Origin of the sequence: [Mycobacterium] stephanolepidis (assembly GCF_002356335.1) — a bacterium.
Taxonomy (GTDB): domain Bacteria; phylum Actinomycetota; class Actinomycetes; order Mycobacteriales; family Mycobacteriaceae; genus Mycobacterium; species Mycobacterium stephanolepidis.
The window spans coordinates 1,747,319-1,761,528 of the sequence record NZ_AP018165.1 but is presented as its reverse complement, the minus strand read 5'-3'; the positions used below and the strand labels follow the sequence as shown (position 1 = coordinate 1,761,528).

The window sequence follows — 14,210 nt, the reverse complement described above, 5'->3', positions numbered from 1 at the left end:
GGAGTGCGCCATGAAGGCAGCAGTCGTGCATGAATGGGGACAGCAGCCCGCCTACACCGACTTCCCGGACCCGCAGCCCACCGACGGCACCGAGATCGCCACCGTGGAGGCCTCGGCCCTGACCAACCTGACTCGGGCCGTCATCTCCGGAAGGCACTACAGCAGCAAGGAGATCAGCCTTCCCGCGATCGCCGGAGTCGACGGTGTCGCCCGGCTGGCCAACGGCAAGCGGGTGTACAGCGGATCACTCGCGCCGTACGGGATGATGGCCGAACGCACCGTCGTGTACCCGGCCGGTGCCGTCGAGGTGCCCGAGCACGTCGATTCGGTGACGGCCGCCGCGATCCCCAACCCGGGAATATCGGCCTGGTTGGCCCTGTCCCATGGCGCCGCCGTGCAGCCCGGCCAGCACGTGCTGGTGCTCGGAGCCACCGGCGTCACCGGCTCACTGGCGGTGCAGCTCGCGAAATCGGTGTTCGATGCCGGGCACGTGACGGTCGCGGGCCGTAACGCCGAGCGGCTGGACTGGTTGCGCACGGTGGGAGCCGACGATGTCGTCACGCTGGGCAGCGATGACCTCGCCGAGAGCATCACCGCGCGGCACGCGGCACGCCCGTTCGATGCGGTGCTGGACTATCTGTGGGGCTCCCCCGCCGAGCAGACCCTGAACGCGCTCGCGGCCAGCCACCCGTCGGCACATTTCCATGCCACCCGCTTCGTGCAGATCGGCGCGATGACCGGCGAGACAATCAGCGTGAACGCTTCGACCTTGCGCAGCACCGGCATCACGTTGTCCGGTGTCGGGATCGGCAGCGTGCCGCCCGAGGCTCTGATGCAGGCGCGCGCAGAGGCGTTGCCGAAGCTGTTCGCCATGGTCGACGGCGGTGACCTGCAGCTACAGACGCTGGCCCGGCCGCTGGCCGATATCGAGACCGTCTGGTCGGCAAAGGAGCCGTCCGGGGTGCGGGTGGTGGTCACCCCCCAGTAACCTGCCGGTCGCCTATTTCCGGTTTTCCCGTGCGCGATTCGATGGCACGGTGTTGACATGACGCACTCCGCCGAGCTTGACCATGACGAGCACTCCCGCACCGGCCTGAATGCCGACACTCTGCAGAGAGCCGTCATCGATCATCTGCGGTACTCGATCGGACGTCCGGCAAGCGTGCTCACCCCTGCGCACTACTACCGCGCCCTGGCGCTCGCGGTCCGAGATCGCATGCAGCAGCGCTGGATTGCCAGCATGCAGACCTACCTGGATCTGAGCCGCAAGGTGGCGGTGTATCTGTCGGCGGAGTTCCTGATGGGGCCGCAACTGGGCAACAACCTGCTGAACCTGCAGATCGAGCAGCAGGCGCGCGATGCCCTCTCGGCCCTGGGCCAGGACCTCGACGAGGTGCTCGAGTGCGAGGAAGAGCCCGGTCTGGGCAACGGCGGCCTGGGCCGGCTGGCGGCCTGCTACATGGACTCACTGGCCACCCTGGATCGCCCCGCGATCGGCTACGGCATCCGGTACGAGTACGGGATCTTCGATCAGGAGATCCGCGACGGGTGGCAGGTCGAGAAGACCGACAACTGGCTCGACAACGGAAACCCTTGGGAAATCGCCAAACCCGACCTCAACTTCATCGTCGGATGGGGCGGGCACACCGAGCAGTATCTGGATGAGGACGGACACTTCCGGGCGCGCTGGGTCCCGCAGCGCTTCCTCAAGGGCATCCCGTACGACACCCCCATCCAGGGCTACGGCGTGAACACCTGCAATACGCTGACGCTGTGGAGTGCCCGGGCCGTGCAGTCCTTCGAGCTGGACGCCTTCAACGCCGGCGATTACTACAAGGCCGTCGAGGACGAGGTGTCCTCCGAAACCGTCACCAAGGTGCTCTATCCCAATGACGAACCCGAGGCCGGTAAGCGGCCGCGGCTGCTGCAGCAGCACTTCTTCGTCTCCTGCTCGCTGCAGCGCGTGCTGCACATCCTGGAGGATGTGGCCGAGCGTCCGGTCAACGAGCTCGCCGAGCAATTCGCCCTACAGCTCAACGACACTCACCCGTCCATCGGCGTTGCCGAGTTGATGCGGCTGCTGGTCGACGAGCGTGGCCTGGGCTGGGACGAGGCCTGGGAGATCACGGTGGCGGCCTTCGGGTACACCAACCACACCCTGCTGCCCGAGGCGCTGGAGACGTGGCCGCTGGGACTGTTCGCCGAATCGCTGCCTCGGCACCTGGAGATCATCTACGAGATCAACCGCCGGATCCTGGACGAGGTCCGCTCCCGATTCCCCGGTGATGACGCCCGGGTGCGGCGCATGTCGCTCATCGGCGAGGAGGGCGGCAAGAGTGTGCGGATGGCGCACCTGGCCACCGTCGGCAGCCACGCCATCAACGGTGTGGCCGCGCTGCATTCGGAGCTGCTCAAGGAGAGCGTGCTCAAGGACTTCTACGAGTTGTGGCCGGAGCGGTTCAGTAATAAGACCAACGGGGTGACGCCGCGCCGGTTCCTGGCGCTGGCTAATCCGGGCCTGCGGGAGCTGCTCGACGACGCCATCGGCGAGGGCTGGATCTCCGACCTGGATCGGCTGCGCGAGCTGGAACCGTACGCCGAGGACTCGTCGTTCCGGATGCAATGGCGAGAGGTCAAGCGCCTCAACAAGGCCCGGCTCGCCGAGTACGTGCTGGCGACCACCGGGGTGGATCTGGATCCCAACTGGATGTTCGACATCCAGGTCAAGCGAATCCACGAGTACAAGCGTCAGCACCTCAACGTGCTGCACATCGTGACGCTGTACCACCGGCTCAAGCAGAACCCGGATCTGCGGATCGCGCCGCGCGCCTTCATCTTCGGCGGCAAGGCCGCACCGGGGTACTTCATGGCCAAGCGAATCATCAAGCTCATCAACGCGGTGGCCGAGACCGTCAACAACGACCCGCACGTCAGCCAGTACCTCAAGGTGGCGTTCCTGCCCAATTTCAACGTCAAGAGCGCGCACCTGATCTATCCGGCGGCCGATCTCTCGGAGCAGATTTCGACGGCGGGCAAGGAAGCCTCGGGCACCGGGAACATGAAGTTCATGCTCAATGGGGCGCTGACCATCGGCACGCTTGATGGCGCCAACGTCGAGATGCGCGAGGAGGCAGGCGCCGAGAACTTCTTCCTGTTCGGCCTGACCGTGGACGAGGTGCAGCGCCTGGTGCACGAGGGATACCGGCCGGAGGACTTCGTCGAACTCAACGATGAACTCCGCGCCGTGCTGGATCTGATTGCCAGTGGCCATTTCTCGGGTGGAGATCCGTCGGTGTTCGCGCCGATCGTGGACTCGCTGCGCGGTCACGACCCGTTCCTGGTGCTGGCCGACTACTCCTCGTACATCGGATGCCAGGAGCGGGTTTCCGAGGCCTGGCACGACGTGACGGCGTGGACGCGGATGTCGATCCTCAACACCGCACGCGGCGGCAAGTTCTCCTCGGACCGAGCCATCTCCGAGTACTGCGACCAGATCTGGGGTGTGCAGCCGGTCACCGTTCAGGTGTAGGCGCTGCCGGGTTGGGCACCTAGTGTTGGGGAGTGACAAGCTTCGTCGCTCCCCAATGGGACAGTTCAGCCTTGGTGGTCATCGATGTGCAGGCGGAGTTCGTCTCCGGCGCCATGGCGGTGCCCGGTACCGCTGATCGAATTCCCGCGCTCGGTCGGCTGATCGCGGCCTTCCGCAGGGCCGGTCGGCAGATCGTGCACGTGGTGCGGCTCTATGTACCGGGCGGCACCGACACCGATCTGCCCCGTCGCGCAGACATTCTCGCCGGCCGCGAGGTGGCCGCACCCGGCACCGACGGTTCCCAGATCCCTACCGAGTTGCTGCCACACGACGCTCAGCTGGACTCAGAGCTGCTGTTGGCGGGCGGGTTTCAGGAAGTCGGCCCCGCGGAGCACATTGTGTTCAAGCCCCGCTGGAGCGCCTTCTACCGGACCGAGCTGGAGCAGCACCTGCGTGACCGGGGTGTTTCGACCGTCGTGGTGGCGGGCTGCAATCTGCCGAACTGCCCGCGCGCCACGCTGTTCGACGCCTCCGAGCGGGATTACCGCGCGGTCCTGGTCGAGGACGCCACCTCGCAGGTCACGCCGGAGCGGCTGCGCGATCTGACACTCATCGGAGTGAACGTCGCCGACGTGGCGTCGGTGGAACAGGAGCTAGCACGGGTCTGAGGGCACCCAGAGATTCCCGGGACATGCCCCTAGTGCCCGCGTCTATGCGACAACTTTCGCGGCGACACCGGGTTGTCGCATAGACGTGGGCACATCGGAGGGGCTTTCTCCGCCCGATTCCCGTTCAGCCCCAGTCTCAGGAGAATCCGTCGATCTGGGACAGCACCCGCATCATCACCTCGTCGGCGCCGCCGCCGATGCTGAGCAGACGCTGATCCCGGAAGAACCGCGATGTCCACGTCTCGGTCATGTACCCCATGCCGCCGTGCACCTGCAGGCACCAGTCACCGGCCTCGCGAACCAACGGTCCGGCGGTGAGCTTGGCGATGGTGACCTTGCGGGTGACGTTCTCCCCCGCCATGTACCGGCCGGCGATGTCGCGGTTGTAGACCTCCAGCATGTCGGCCCGCGCTGCCAGCCCCGCGTACTGGTAGGCCAGATGCTGATTCTTGGTCAGTGGCTTGCCAAACACGTGGCGCGCCAACGCATATTCCTTGGTGCGCTGCAACGCCCTGTTCACGCTGGCGGGTATGCCGTAGGCCCCGAACATGCGCTCCATGACGAACTGCGACATCTGCTGCTGGAATCCGCGGCCAATCTCGCCGATGGTGTTGGACACCGGCACCCGCACGTCGTCGAAGGTGATCAGACCGGTGTCGGAGGCGTGCATGCCCAGTTTGTCGAGCTTGCGCACCTGGTATCCGGGCGTCTTGGTGGGGACGATGATCTGGCTCATCCCCGCGTATCCGCCCTCATCTGAGGTGCGGGCCAGCACGCACAGCCAGTCGGCCTGAACGGAGTTGGTGATGAACATCTTTGAGCCGTTGATCACCCAGTCGTCGCCGTCGCGGCGGGCGTGGGTCTTGATGCCGGCCACATCGGATCCGGCGTCGGGCTCGGTCACCGCGATCGCGGCGACCTGCTCGCCCTGCAGCGCCGGAGCCAGGAATTCGCGCTTGAGCTCATCGGTGCCGTGCTTGTGCAGTGAGGGCGTCGCCATCGCGATGTGCACTCCGAAGGCCATCGGGAAAGAGCCGTGATCCACCCGGCCCAGTTCCTCGGCCAGCACCAGCGTGAAGAGGTGATCGGCGCCCTGTCCGCCGTATTCGAGGTCGTACTCGAGGCCGACCAGTCCCAGTTTGGCCATATCGGCGATCACGTCGTGCAGCGGCATCATCTGCTCGCGTTCCCACTCGTCGACGTGGGGGTTGATCTTCTCTTCGATGTACCGGCGGACGGTACTGCGGAAATCGTTGTGCTCGGACGAGAACGTCATCGGTCTCTCCTTCATGGGATGTGAGGTCCCATCTTGCCTCAGCCGAGCGAGCTAACATGGTGGAGGAGGTTCGTCATGCGGTTCGTAGCGGTGGTGGTGTCGGCGGTGATGGCGCTGTCACTTGCGCCGATGGCGGCCGCGGACCCCAACTGGCCGGTGGCCGGGTCCGGCTCGGCCAGCGAAACCATCTCGGCGCTGGAAAGTCAGGGGTACGAGGTCCAGATCAACTGGGTAAACGGCAATACCTTGACCCCGCTGGTGTATTGCACCGTCAACGGGATCAACAACCCCGACCGCTCGGGCACGCAGGTCAAGGCCAATACGACGGTGTATGTCGACGTGTCCTGCCCCAACTACTGGGATGTGGGCGACTAGAGCCCGACCTCGGTCCAGGCCGCGTCGACTGCGCTGGCGGGTGAGTCGGCACCGGGGCGGCCCGCCGCGATCTGCCGGGTGAGTTTGGCGAAAGCCTTGAACGTCATGTTCTTGCGGGCCTTCGGGCTGGTCAGCGCCTCGTACCAGACCGTCCCCACTGCTTCCCAGGATTTGGCGCCGTGTTTGGTCGCCGCGAGGTAGAACGCGTGGTTGGGGATTCCGCTGCCGTCATGCGGATCACTGCCGGGCACATAGTCGCGATAGTGGGCCGGTTGCGGCGAGAGGCAGTGCTCGGCAGCGGGATCGGCGAGGTCCCGCAGGCAGGTGTACCCCTTGGCGAGGGCACGCGGACCCAGGATGTCCTTGCCGATCAGCCAGTCGGCCTTGTCCGCGCTCTGACCTGCTTGCCACTGCCGGAACATCGAACCGAAGACATCCGAGACGCTCTCGTTCAATGCCCCGGCCTCGTTCTCGTAGTTCAGACCCGCGGTGAATTGTGTAACCCCGTGTGTGAGTTCATGACCGATCACATCGTTGGCCTTGGTGAAGTCCAGAAACAGCTGGCCGTCACCGTCGCCGTAGGCCATCTGCGAACCGTTCCAGAACGCGTTGGCGTACTTGACGCCGTAGTGGACGGACGAGATCAGCGTCATGCCGGCGTTGTCAACGGAGTTGCGCCCGAAGCACTCCCGGTAGAACCGCACGACGTCAGCCGTTTCGGTGAACGCCCGCGCGGCGGTGGCGTCCTTGGATGTGGCCGGATCGGCCACGGCGACACCCGGCAGCGAGGTGGTCTGCCGGCAATCGAACACCGGTGTTTCGGGGACCTTGGCCAATGCCGTGATGGCGGCGCTGATGGTGTTGCCGCTTGCCGTCCGGGTGGCTCGCGTGTGCGCATTACGCAAGGTGCGCCAAGACAATTCGGATGCCGCGGTGTCCAGCAGCGCGACCCGTGAGTCTTCGGCGATGTCACCATCCTCAGCCAGTCGCGTCAGTACGGCCGGGGGGATGATGAAACGGTTGCACATTGCGAATCAGCCTACCCGGCAATGCGGATGCCCGCTCGGCGCGAGCGGTGAACTGTCAGGTCCCGCCGCGTCAGCCGTCCGTCAGATTCGCTCTTTGACGACCTGCCGAACGGCGTCGGGCAGCAGACTTTCCGGGATGGCCCGCGTGGTCCGATCAGACCCGCTGACCCGGGTCACCGTGTAGGTGAAGCGGTCGGCACCCGGGTCGCCCGGAAGCGACCCGGGGCTGTCCAACAGTCCATCCAGTGCACGTCGCGCCTCGGGGTCCAAGCTCTGGTCAGTACACGTACCGCTGGCCGGAAGCCCGGTGAATCCGCCCCGTCTGTCGATGAGGTACTCCACCATGACGGCGACGCTACAGCCCGACCGCGGTCCACGCGTCGTCAATCGCCTTATGCACCGATTCGGCGGCCGCATTGGCCGCGGAGATCTCACGCGTCAGGTTCGCGAAGGCCTTCATCTTCATGTTGGGACGGGCCTTCGGGCTGGTCAGAGCCTCGTACCAGACGGTGCCCACGTCCTGCCAGGAGTATCCGCCGTGCTTGGTCGCCGCGAGGTAGAACGCGTAGTTGGGGATGCCGCTGCTCTCATGCGGGTCGCTGCCGGGCACGTAGTCGCGATAGTGCGACGGCTGCGGTGCCAGGCAGTGCCGGGCGCCCGGATCGGACATATCGCGCAGGCAGGTGTAGCCCTTGGCGAGGGCACGCGGACCCATGATGTCCTTGCCGATCAGCCAGTCGGCTTGGTCGACCGTTTGTCCGGCGCTCCACTGCCGGAACATCGATCCGAACACATCCGACATGCTCTCGTTGAGACCACCGGCCTCGTTCTTGTAGAGCAGGCCCGCCGTGTATTGGGTGACGCCGTGCGTCAGCTCGTGGCCGATCACGTCGTTGGATCCGGTGAAGTCGACGAAGATCTCACCGTCCCCGTCGCCGTAGGTCATCTGCGAGCCGTTCCAGAACGCGTTGGAGTAGTTCACGCTGTAGTGCACGGAGGACACCAGGGTCATGCCTTCGTCGTCCACGGAGTTGCGCCCGAAGCAGTCCTTGTAAAACTTTGCGACCGCAGCGGTTTCGGTGAACGCGTGCTTGGCGGAGGCATCGGTGGAGGTGCCCGGATTCGCAATCGTGATACCGGGCAGCGAGGTGGTGTGCTTGCAGTCGAACACCGGGGTGCCGGGCGCGGTGGCCAGTGCCCTGGCTACGGCGACGAACGCATCGGCGCGGGCCAGCTGCCCGGCCTGGGTGGCCTCGGTGTGCGCGTCGCGCAATGTGCGCCAGGCCGTTTCGGATGCGGCCGTGGCGGCCAGGGCCGTGCGCGAATCGTCGGCGACGCTGTCATCGTCGGCCAATCGCAGCAGGACATCTTGGGGGATAATGAAACACATCGTGAGTCTCCTTGACATGGCCGCAGGTGCGCGGTTCTGGAACATGACGAGCTCAGCGTGCGTGTGAACTAGCCCTCCGGACGTGCGTACCGCACTACCCGATTTCCGGTTCCGTCCTCCAGTCCGTCTGCACGGCACCGATGTCGTCGAGGAATCCAAGGTCGTGGCTGGCCACGACCACGGCCCCCCGGTACTCCCCCAGCCCCGACACCAGGGCGTCGTAGGAGGCGAAGTCCAGGTTGTTGGTGGGTTCGTCGAGGAGCAGCAGCTGCGGCGCGGGGTCTGCCAGCAGCACCGCCGCCAGCGTCGCCCGGAACCGTTCACCACCGGACAGCGCACCGACCAGCCTGTCGGCGGCATTGCCACGGAACAGAAATCGCGCCAGCCGCGCGCGGACGGCATTCATGCCGGCATGCGGAGCGCGGAGCGCCACGTTGTCGGCGACGCTGAGCGCATCATCGAGCAGGTCAAGGCGTTGCGGAAGCAGACCCAACGGAACATGCACCGTCGCAGTGCCTTCGGCCGCCGGAATGGTTCCCGCAATGGTGTGCAGCAGGGTGCTCTTTCCCGAACCGTTGGGCCCCACCAACCCCACCCGCTGGGGCCCACGAAGATCCAGATGTGCCGCCACCCCGTGGCGCAGCACCAGGTTGTCGGTGCTCAGGACCACGCGCCCGGCGGGAACCTCGGTGCCCGGCAGGTCGATGCGGATGGAGCGGTCGGCACGCAGCCGGGTCTGTGCCTCGTCCAGCGTCTCGCGGGCCTTGTCCAGCCGGTCGGTCTGGGTTTGTTTGAGTGCTGCCGCCGATTCCTGTGCGGCCCGCTTGCGCAGCCCCATCACGATCTTGGGTTCGCGCTTGTTGGCCTGCATCTTGGCGCCGTAGCGGCGCCGCTGCGCGATCACCCGTTCGGCCTCGGCCAGGTCGCGGCGCTCGCGGCGCACGTCGGCCTTGGCCGTCGAGATCGCCTGGGCGGCAGCCTCCTGCTCGGCAGTGATCGCGGCCGCGTAGTCGCTGTATCCGCCGCCGTACCAGGTGACGGCGCCCTCCCGCAGATCGCCGATGCGTTCCACATGCTCCAGTAGTTCACGATCGTGGCTGACCACCAGCAGCGTGCGCGGCCAGGACGACACCAGGTCGTAAAGGTGCCGACGGGATTCGCCGTCGAGGTTGTTGGTCGGCTCGTCCAGCAGCAGCACGTCGGGGTTCCGCAACAGCAGCCGGGCCAGACCGAGCCGGATCACCTCGCCTCCGGACAGATCTCCGAGCGTGCGGTCCAGCACCGCCGCGGGGAGTCCGAGCCGGTCCAGCTCGGCACGTACCCGCTCGGCCAGGTCCCAGTCGTCCCCGACGATGTCGAAGTCGGCCTGATCGGTGGACCCGTTCTCGATGGCCGCGATGGCCGCCAGCACCGGCGTCAGACCGAGCAGGTCGGGTACCGACTGATCGGCGCGGATGGTGAGATCCTGTGGCAGATAACCGATATGGCCCGAGGTGTGGACCATTCCCGAGGTCGGGGATAGCTCTCCCGCGATGAGCTTGAGCAGTGTGGACTTGCCGGAGCCGTTGACTCCGACCAGCCCGGAGCGGCCCGCCGGAACCAGCATGTCGAGTCCGTCGAGAACGACGGAACCGTCGGGATGTGTGTAGGTGAGAGCGTTCGAGGAGATGACAGCAGACATGGAGGGGACTTCCTGTGAGGTGGGGTCGCCGAGATCGCGCGATGGCGCGTCGGCGCAATGCCAGACCTCACAGATCCATGTCGTACCTTTCGTCGGGGACGAGGACGCCAGCCAGGTTAGGTGCAGCGGGCTTGGGCGGCAAGGGAATTTTCCTCCCAGGTCAGGGCCGTCGCGCGTAGCATGCTGCCATGCCGGCCGATGCAGCGTCGGAGGAGCCAGCGCGTCAACCTGACGATGCGCCGGGAAAGGTTGATGCCCCGGCTGCTGAGGACTCGCCGGATACGGTGTCGATCCTTCGCCCCGTCATCGCCGTGATCACCACGGTGGGAACACCGTTGACGATGATCACCGCGCTGCTGCTGTATTTCGGTTGGGCACGCAGCGATGCGCAGTCCCGGTGGATGGGCATCGAGGTGAGCCTGTTCCGCTTCACCACTCAGGACTATGTGCTGCGCAGCATCAGCACCCTGTATCTGCCGATCCTGGCGTCGGCGGTCATCGGAATCGTCTGGCTGGCAGCGCATCGCGCGGTGACCGACAAGATTGAGCGCGACGGTATGACCGACACGATCCGGGTGATCTGCCGAGTGACCATGCTCGGCGGGCTGGGCATCGCCATCCTGGGTGTGGTGCTGCCCGCATTTACGCGCACCTGGGAACCCGGGACGGTGGTGTGGCCGCTCATGATCGCGATCGGCACGGCATTGGCGGTGTACGGCAGACATCTGAGCCGCCGGGGGCAGGAACGCGCGCGCCCCCGCAATGCCATTGCCCGTCCCCCAGATGTGCTGGAGGCCGTGCTCGTCGGCATTGTGATTGCGGCAGCGATGTTCTGGGCCGTGCAGGGATACGCCGATATCGTCGGGCGGGGGTATGCGCAGCGCTATGAGGACTCGGTGTCGTCGTTGCCCCGCGCGACGGCGGTCAGCGAGAGCCCGTTGGGTATCGATTCGCCCGTGGTGCGCACCGAGGAGATCACCACCGGACCCAAGACGCTGTACCGCACCACGGGATTACGGCTGCTCGCCGAGTCCGGGGGTCGGTTGTTCCTGATGACCGAGGGGTGGACCGTCCAGAACGGCAGCATCATCGTGCTGGACGAGGACGATTCGGTGCACTGGCAGTTCTCGCACTGACCTCACCGCGTCGGCGTGGTGGTGGTTGTCGTGCTCGAGGTGGTCGTGGATGACGTCGTGCTCGATGTGGTGCTCGATGTTGTGGAACTGGTTGTGGAGGAATCGGTCTCGTCCGGGGGCACGAAGCTGTTGTTGTCCTTCGAGCATGCGGTCCGGCCGTCGGTCTGCGGGTACGTCAGCTCGGGCTGGCGGCCCGGGTTCTGCTCATGCCAGGCAAGGAGCTTGCTGACCATGGCCGCGATGGTGTCATCGACACATTGGGCCGGTCCGATCTCGACACCCGAACCGCGAGCCGCGAAGGCCTTGGCCGCGACATCCCATTGGCTCTCTTCGCCATTCACCGCGGCCCGGCATACCCCCACCGCCGCCTCGTAGAGGTTGCCTTCGGGTTTCTGGACATTCTTGAGGCTGTCGCAGTCGTGTTTGAGGAAGTAGACGTAGACGTCCCAGCCCGGCGTCGGGAAGGCAGGGTCCTTGGGCCCGTAGGGCACCCACGCGAGACCGTCGTCCTTGGGCGTCTTGCCGGAGGTGGACGACCCACCGCCGCCGCTACTTTCGTGCGAGCCACCGCCCTCGTGGGTGATCGTCGTCTGATCGGTGACGGTCTGCGTCACGGTGCGGGTGACGGGTTCCCCGGTGCCGCCGCAGGCCACCAGGAGAGAACCCGCGAGCACCGCGAGCGGAATCGGCGATGCAGGCATGGCAACCTCCCAGCGGGATCGTTCGACCCGAAAGGGAAATTACTCCGGTAGAGCGGCATCGCACCGGGTACTGGACTACTCAATTTCTGCCGGCTAGTGGGACAACCGTGTGGTCAGTTGACGGGAGCGTTCAGGAAGGGGCGGCCCTCACCCGCTCCGGGGCCGTCGAAGTGCCACCACTCCCCCGAGTACACCTGCAGGCCGCCCGCCTGCATGGCGCCGCGCAGGCGGGCTCGGTTGGCCTGCTGATCGGCGCTCACCCCCTCGGTGGCGTAGGCCAGGGAACGCGGCGAGAAATCGTCGAATCCGGTGCCCATATCAACCAGGCCCCGGGCGTTGGCCAGGGTGACATCCACCGAACGTCCGGCCTCGTGGCTGCGGGCGTACTGGCCGGGCTTGGCGACCCAGTTCGGGTTGGGCACCACCTGGAACATGCGGACCTGCACCTCATGCGGGCGGTAACAGTCCCAGAAGACGAGCCGCTCGCCGTTGGTACGCAGGGTGTCGGCGGCGGTCTTGAGGCCGGGGGCCATCGACTCGTGCACCAGGCAGCGGGCGTTGGCGGGGTACAGCTGCACACCGGTGAAGTTGTTGGTGGTGGCGTAGCGCAGATCGATGATCGCGTCGGGGACGACGCTGCGCACGTCCAGCAGTCCAGCGGCGCGCGCGGCGTCACTCACGGGTGGGATGTCGGGGTCTGCGCTGGCGGGCGCGAGCTGGCCGAGAGCACACCCGAGACCGAGGGCGGCGTATCCGAGACCGAGGATGAGACGCTTCATCATCGTTTCATTGTCCTCGGTGCGCTCTCAGATTCGCGTATTAGGCTCGTTTCGTGGTCGAACGCAAGCTGGACCGGCGCATGTTCGTGGGTCTGGTCGCCGCCGGCGCCGTCACCGTGACGGGACTGGGTGGCTTCCTGGCTCTGGAGGGTCGCGGCGGGCTGCGGCTGACCGGGCGTTCCTTCATCGACCTGTTCGAGGCGACCGGCGGAAAGTTCGTCGGGTATCGACGTAATCACGCCAAAGCTCTTGCGGTGTCGGGCCGTTTCGAAAGCAACGGCGCGGGCGCCGAGGTCTCGTCGGCGTCGGTGTTCGTCGAGGGTGTGCATCCTGTCGTCGGACGGTTCTCGGTGGGCGGGCAGAACCCGCATCAGCCGGACACCGGGTCTGGACAGGCACTGGCCCTGGAGTTTTCGCTTCCCGGCGGTGAGCAGTGGCGCACCGCGATGGCGGCCGCGCCCGTGTTCATGGCGCCGACCCCCGAAATGTTCTACGGGCTGTTGGTCGCGCGGAGTTCAGGCAAAGATGCTGCTGCGGCGTTTCTGCGTGATAACCCGCCGGCCGCGGCCGCGCAGAAGCTGATCGAGGCAGCGCCCAAGGCGTTGTCTTTTGAGGGCGCCACCTATAACAGCCTCAACACGTTCATTCTCGTCAACAAGGACGGTGCACGGATACCCGCACGGTGGCGGGTGGCACCTGTCGGACAGATCAACGGCGGCGGCCCGAGCAACGGGCCTAACTGGATGTTTCGGACACTGGCGAACACAGTGCGTGCCGGTGAGCTGCGGTTCAACCTGTTGCTGCAGCTCGGAGTCCCCGGCAAGGACCCGACACACGATCCGTCCGTGCCCTGGCCCTCGGAACGCGGTTACGTCAACGTCGGGACGCTGATACTCGGCCACGCGATACCTCAAGAGCAGGAACGTATTCGGGATACCAACTTCGATCCGACGGTGTTGCCCAACGGAATCGAGATATCCGATGATCCGATCCTTACGGCGCGTGCGGCCGTCTACGCGGAATCGTTCCGTCGCCGGGCGCGGGAGACTCCCGCGCCGGTGGAGCAGTTCGGACAGGACATGTGATGACTGAGTCCACGGGTGTCGAGCGTTTCGGATTGGCGGCGCAGCTTCTGCATTGGCTGATGGCGGTTTCGATCATCACGATGTTGGTGCTGGGCGCCTTGCTCGTCGGATCGCTGGGCGACTATCCGATGGTGCTGGCCTGGCATAAGGCCGTCGGCGTGGTGGTGTTGGTGCTCGCGGTACTGCGCGTCGGGAACCGGATCTGGCACAAGCCGCCGCCGTTGTCTCTGGCGCAGCCGGAACGGTTCGTCGCGGCCGGTTCCGAACTCGCGATGTACACGCTGTTCCTGGCGCAACCGGTCATCGGATGGGCGCTGGTTTCGGCGTCCGGGGTTCCGGTGACGATCGCCGGACTGCATTTTCCGTCGATCGTGCCGACCAGCATCGGGTGGTACGGCGTGCTGCGCGAAGCGCATGCGTGGGTGGCCTACGCGTTGCTCGCCTGCATAGTTGCCCACGTCAGCGCGGTGCTGTTTCACACGATCGGGTTGCGGGACGGATTACTCGCGAGGATGCTTCCGCGCCACTAGCAGCCAAAATAAGCGGGGCTGCGTTCATCGGC

14 protein-coding genes are annotated in these 14,210 nt (G+C 65.9%); 7 read left to right on the top strand and 7 right to left on the bottom strand.

Annotated elements, in window-relative coordinates:
• The first annotated feature begins 10 nt into the window (after window positions 1–10).
• Genes MSTE_RS08785 through MSTE_RS08775 form a run of 3 tightly spaced genes read left to right on the top strand, consistent with a single transcriptional unit; the run spans window position 11 to window position 4,197 of the window.
• Window positions 11–988, top strand: a complete 978-nt coding sequence (locus tag MSTE_RS08785) for a quinone oxidoreductase family protein (RefSeq protein WP_096500519.1) — start codon at window positions 11–13, stop codon at window positions 986–988.
• Between the two features lie 57 nt (window positions 989–1,045).
• Window positions 1,046–3,529 carry a glycogen/starch/alpha-glucan phosphorylase gene (locus MSTE_RS08780; RefSeq protein WP_096500517.1) on the top strand — a complete coding sequence of 828 codons (2,484 nt, stop codon included), beginning with the start codon at window positions 1,046–1,048 and terminating at the stop codon, window positions 3,527–3,529.
• Between the two features lie 32 nt (window positions 3,530–3,561).
• The gene (locus MSTE_RS08775) at window positions 3,562–4,197 is read left to right on the top strand and encodes a cysteine hydrolase family protein (RefSeq protein ID WP_096500515.1); all 636 of its coding nucleotides are present in this window, start codon (window positions 3,562–3,564) and stop codon (window positions 4,195–4,197) included.
• Between the two features lie 136 nt (window positions 4,198–4,333).
• Here MSTE_RS08775 and MSTE_RS08770 read toward each other — a convergent pair whose 3' ends face one another.
• Window positions 4,334–5,473 carry an acyl-CoA dehydrogenase family protein gene (locus tag MSTE_RS08770; RefSeq protein WP_096500513.1) on the bottom strand — a complete coding sequence of 380 codons (1,140 nt, stop codon included), beginning with the start codon at window positions 5,471–5,473 and terminating at the stop codon, window positions 4,334–4,336.
• A 75-nt stretch (window positions 5,474–5,548) separates the two neighbouring features.
• Between MSTE_RS08770 and MSTE_RS08765 the strand changes: the two genes are divergently transcribed.
• Complete coding sequence (locus MSTE_RS08765) at window positions 5,549–5,848, top strand: hypothetical protein (protein WP_096500511.1); 300 nt, start codon at window positions 5,549–5,551, stop codon at window positions 5,846–5,848.
• Here the strand turns inward: MSTE_RS08765 and MSTE_RS08760 are convergent.
• The 4 genes from MSTE_RS08760 to MSTE_RS08745 all read right to left on the bottom strand — a co-directional run bounded on the left by MSTE_RS08760 (window position 5,845) and on the right by MSTE_RS08745 (window position 9,947).
• Window positions 5,845–6,876, bottom strand: coding sequence for a M4 family metallopeptidase (locus MSTE_RS08760; RefSeq protein ID WP_096500509.1), 1,032 nt, complete (start codon window positions 6,874–6,876; stop codon window positions 5,845–5,847). The genes MSTE_RS08765 and MSTE_RS08760 overlap by 4 nt on opposite strands.
• 81 nt (window positions 6,877–6,957) lie before the next feature.
• Complete coding sequence (locus tag MSTE_RS08755; RefSeq protein ID WP_030095271.1) at window positions 6,958–7,221, bottom strand: protealysin inhibitor emfourin; 264 nt, start codon at window positions 7,219–7,221, stop codon at window positions 6,958–6,960.
• Between the two features lie 10 nt (window positions 7,222–7,231).
• The gene (locus tag MSTE_RS08750) at window positions 7,232–8,266 is read right to left on the bottom strand and encodes a M4 family metallopeptidase (RefSeq protein ID WP_096500507.1); all 1,035 of its coding nucleotides are present in this window, start codon (window positions 8,264–8,266) and stop codon (window positions 7,232–7,234) included.
• Between the two features lie 94 nt (window positions 8,267–8,360).
• Window positions 8,361–9,947 (bottom strand): ABC-F family ATP-binding cassette domain-containing protein, encoded by a 1,587-nt coding sequence (locus MSTE_RS08745; protein WP_096500505.1) that lies wholly within the window; start codon window positions 9,945–9,947, stop codon window positions 8,361–8,363.
• A gap of 188 nt (window positions 9,948–10,135) precedes the next feature.
• Here MSTE_RS08745 and MSTE_RS08740 point away from each other — a divergent pair, with 188 nt between their 5' ends.
• Window positions 10,136–11,083 (top strand): hypothetical protein, encoded by a 948-nt coding sequence (locus tag MSTE_RS08740; protein ID WP_231897030.1) that lies wholly within the window; start codon window positions 10,136–10,138, stop codon window positions 11,081–11,083.
• A gap of 2 nt (window positions 11,084–11,085) precedes the next feature.
• Here the strand turns inward: MSTE_RS08740 and MSTE_RS08735 are convergent, their stop codons facing one another.
• Both MSTE_RS08735 and MSTE_RS08730 read right to left on the bottom strand, forming a co-directional pair.
• The gene (locus MSTE_RS08735) at window positions 11,086–11,784 is read right to left on the bottom strand and encodes a hypothetical protein (RefSeq protein WP_096500503.1); all 699 of its coding nucleotides are present in this window, start codon (window positions 11,782–11,784) and stop codon (window positions 11,086–11,088) included.
• 113 nt (window positions 11,785–11,897) lie between these two features.
• Window positions 11,898–12,566, bottom strand: a complete 669-nt coding sequence (locus MSTE_RS08730) for a M15 family metallopeptidase (protein ID WP_096500501.1) — start codon at window positions 12,564–12,566, stop codon at window positions 11,898–11,900.
• 50 nt (window positions 12,567–12,616) lie between these two features.
• On the opposite strand from MSTE_RS08730, the gene MSTE_RS08725 reads away from it, so the two are divergent.
• Complete coding sequence (locus MSTE_RS08725) at window positions 12,617–13,648, top strand: catalase family peroxidase (RefSeq protein ID WP_096500499.1); 1,032 nt, start codon at window positions 12,617–12,619, stop codon at window positions 13,646–13,648.
• Window positions 13,648–14,178, top strand: a complete 531-nt coding sequence (locus MSTE_RS08720; RefSeq protein ID WP_096500497.1) for a cytochrome b — start codon at window positions 13,648–13,650, stop codon at window positions 14,176–14,178. The genes MSTE_RS08725 and MSTE_RS08720 overlap by 1 nt, the downstream gene beginning before the upstream one ends.
• Window positions 14,179–14,210: the final 32 nt, after the last annotated feature.

Bases quoted from the DNA above. Each gene is read 5' to 3' on its own strand.
- MSTE_RS08785 (WP_096500519.1), top strand. From the start codon at position 11: ATGAAGGCAGCAGTCGTGCATGAATGGGGACAGCAGCCCGCCTACACC.
- MSTE_RS08780 (WP_096500517.1), top strand. From the start codon at position 1,046: ATGACGCACTCCGCCGAGCTTGACCATGACGAGCACTCCCGCACCGGC.
- MSTE_RS08770 (WP_096500513.1), bottom strand. From the start codon at position 5,473: ATGACGTTCTCGTCCGAGCACAACGATTTCCGCAGTACCGTCCGCCGG.
- MSTE_RS08765 (WP_096500511.1), top strand. From the start codon at position 5,549: ATGCGGTTCGTAGCGGTGGTGGTGTCGGCGGTGATGGCGCTGTCACTT.
- MSTE_RS08760 (WP_096500509.1), bottom strand. From the start codon at position 6,876: ATGTGCAACCGTTTCATCATCCCCCCGGCCGTACTGACGCGACTGGCT.
- MSTE_RS08755 (WP_030095271.1), bottom strand. From the start codon at position 7,221: ATGGTGGAGTACCTCATCGACAGACGGGGCGGATTCACCGGGCTTCCG.
- MSTE_RS08750 (WP_096500507.1), bottom strand. From the start codon at position 8,266: ATGTGTTTCATTATCCCCCAAGATGTCCTGCTGCGATTGGCCGACGAT.
- MSTE_RS08745 (WP_096500505.1), bottom strand. From the start codon at position 9,947: ATGTCTGCTGTCATCTCCTCGAACGCTCTCACCTACACACATCCCGAC.
- MSTE_RS08740 (WP_231897030.1), top strand. From the start codon at position 10,136: ATGCCGGCCGATGCAGCGTCGGAGGAGCCAGCGCGTCAACCTGACGAT.
- MSTE_RS08735 (WP_096500503.1), bottom strand. From the start codon at position 11,784: ATGCCTGCATCGCCGATTCCGCTCGCGGTGCTCGCGGGTTCTCTCCTG.
- MSTE_RS08730 (WP_096500501.1), bottom strand. From the start codon at position 12,566: ATGATGAAGCGTCTCATCCTCGGTCTCGGATACGCCGCCCTCGGTCTC.
- MSTE_RS08720 (WP_096500497.1), top strand. From the start codon at position 13,648: ATGACTGAGTCCACGGGTGTCGAGCGTTTCGGATTGGCGGCGCAGCTT.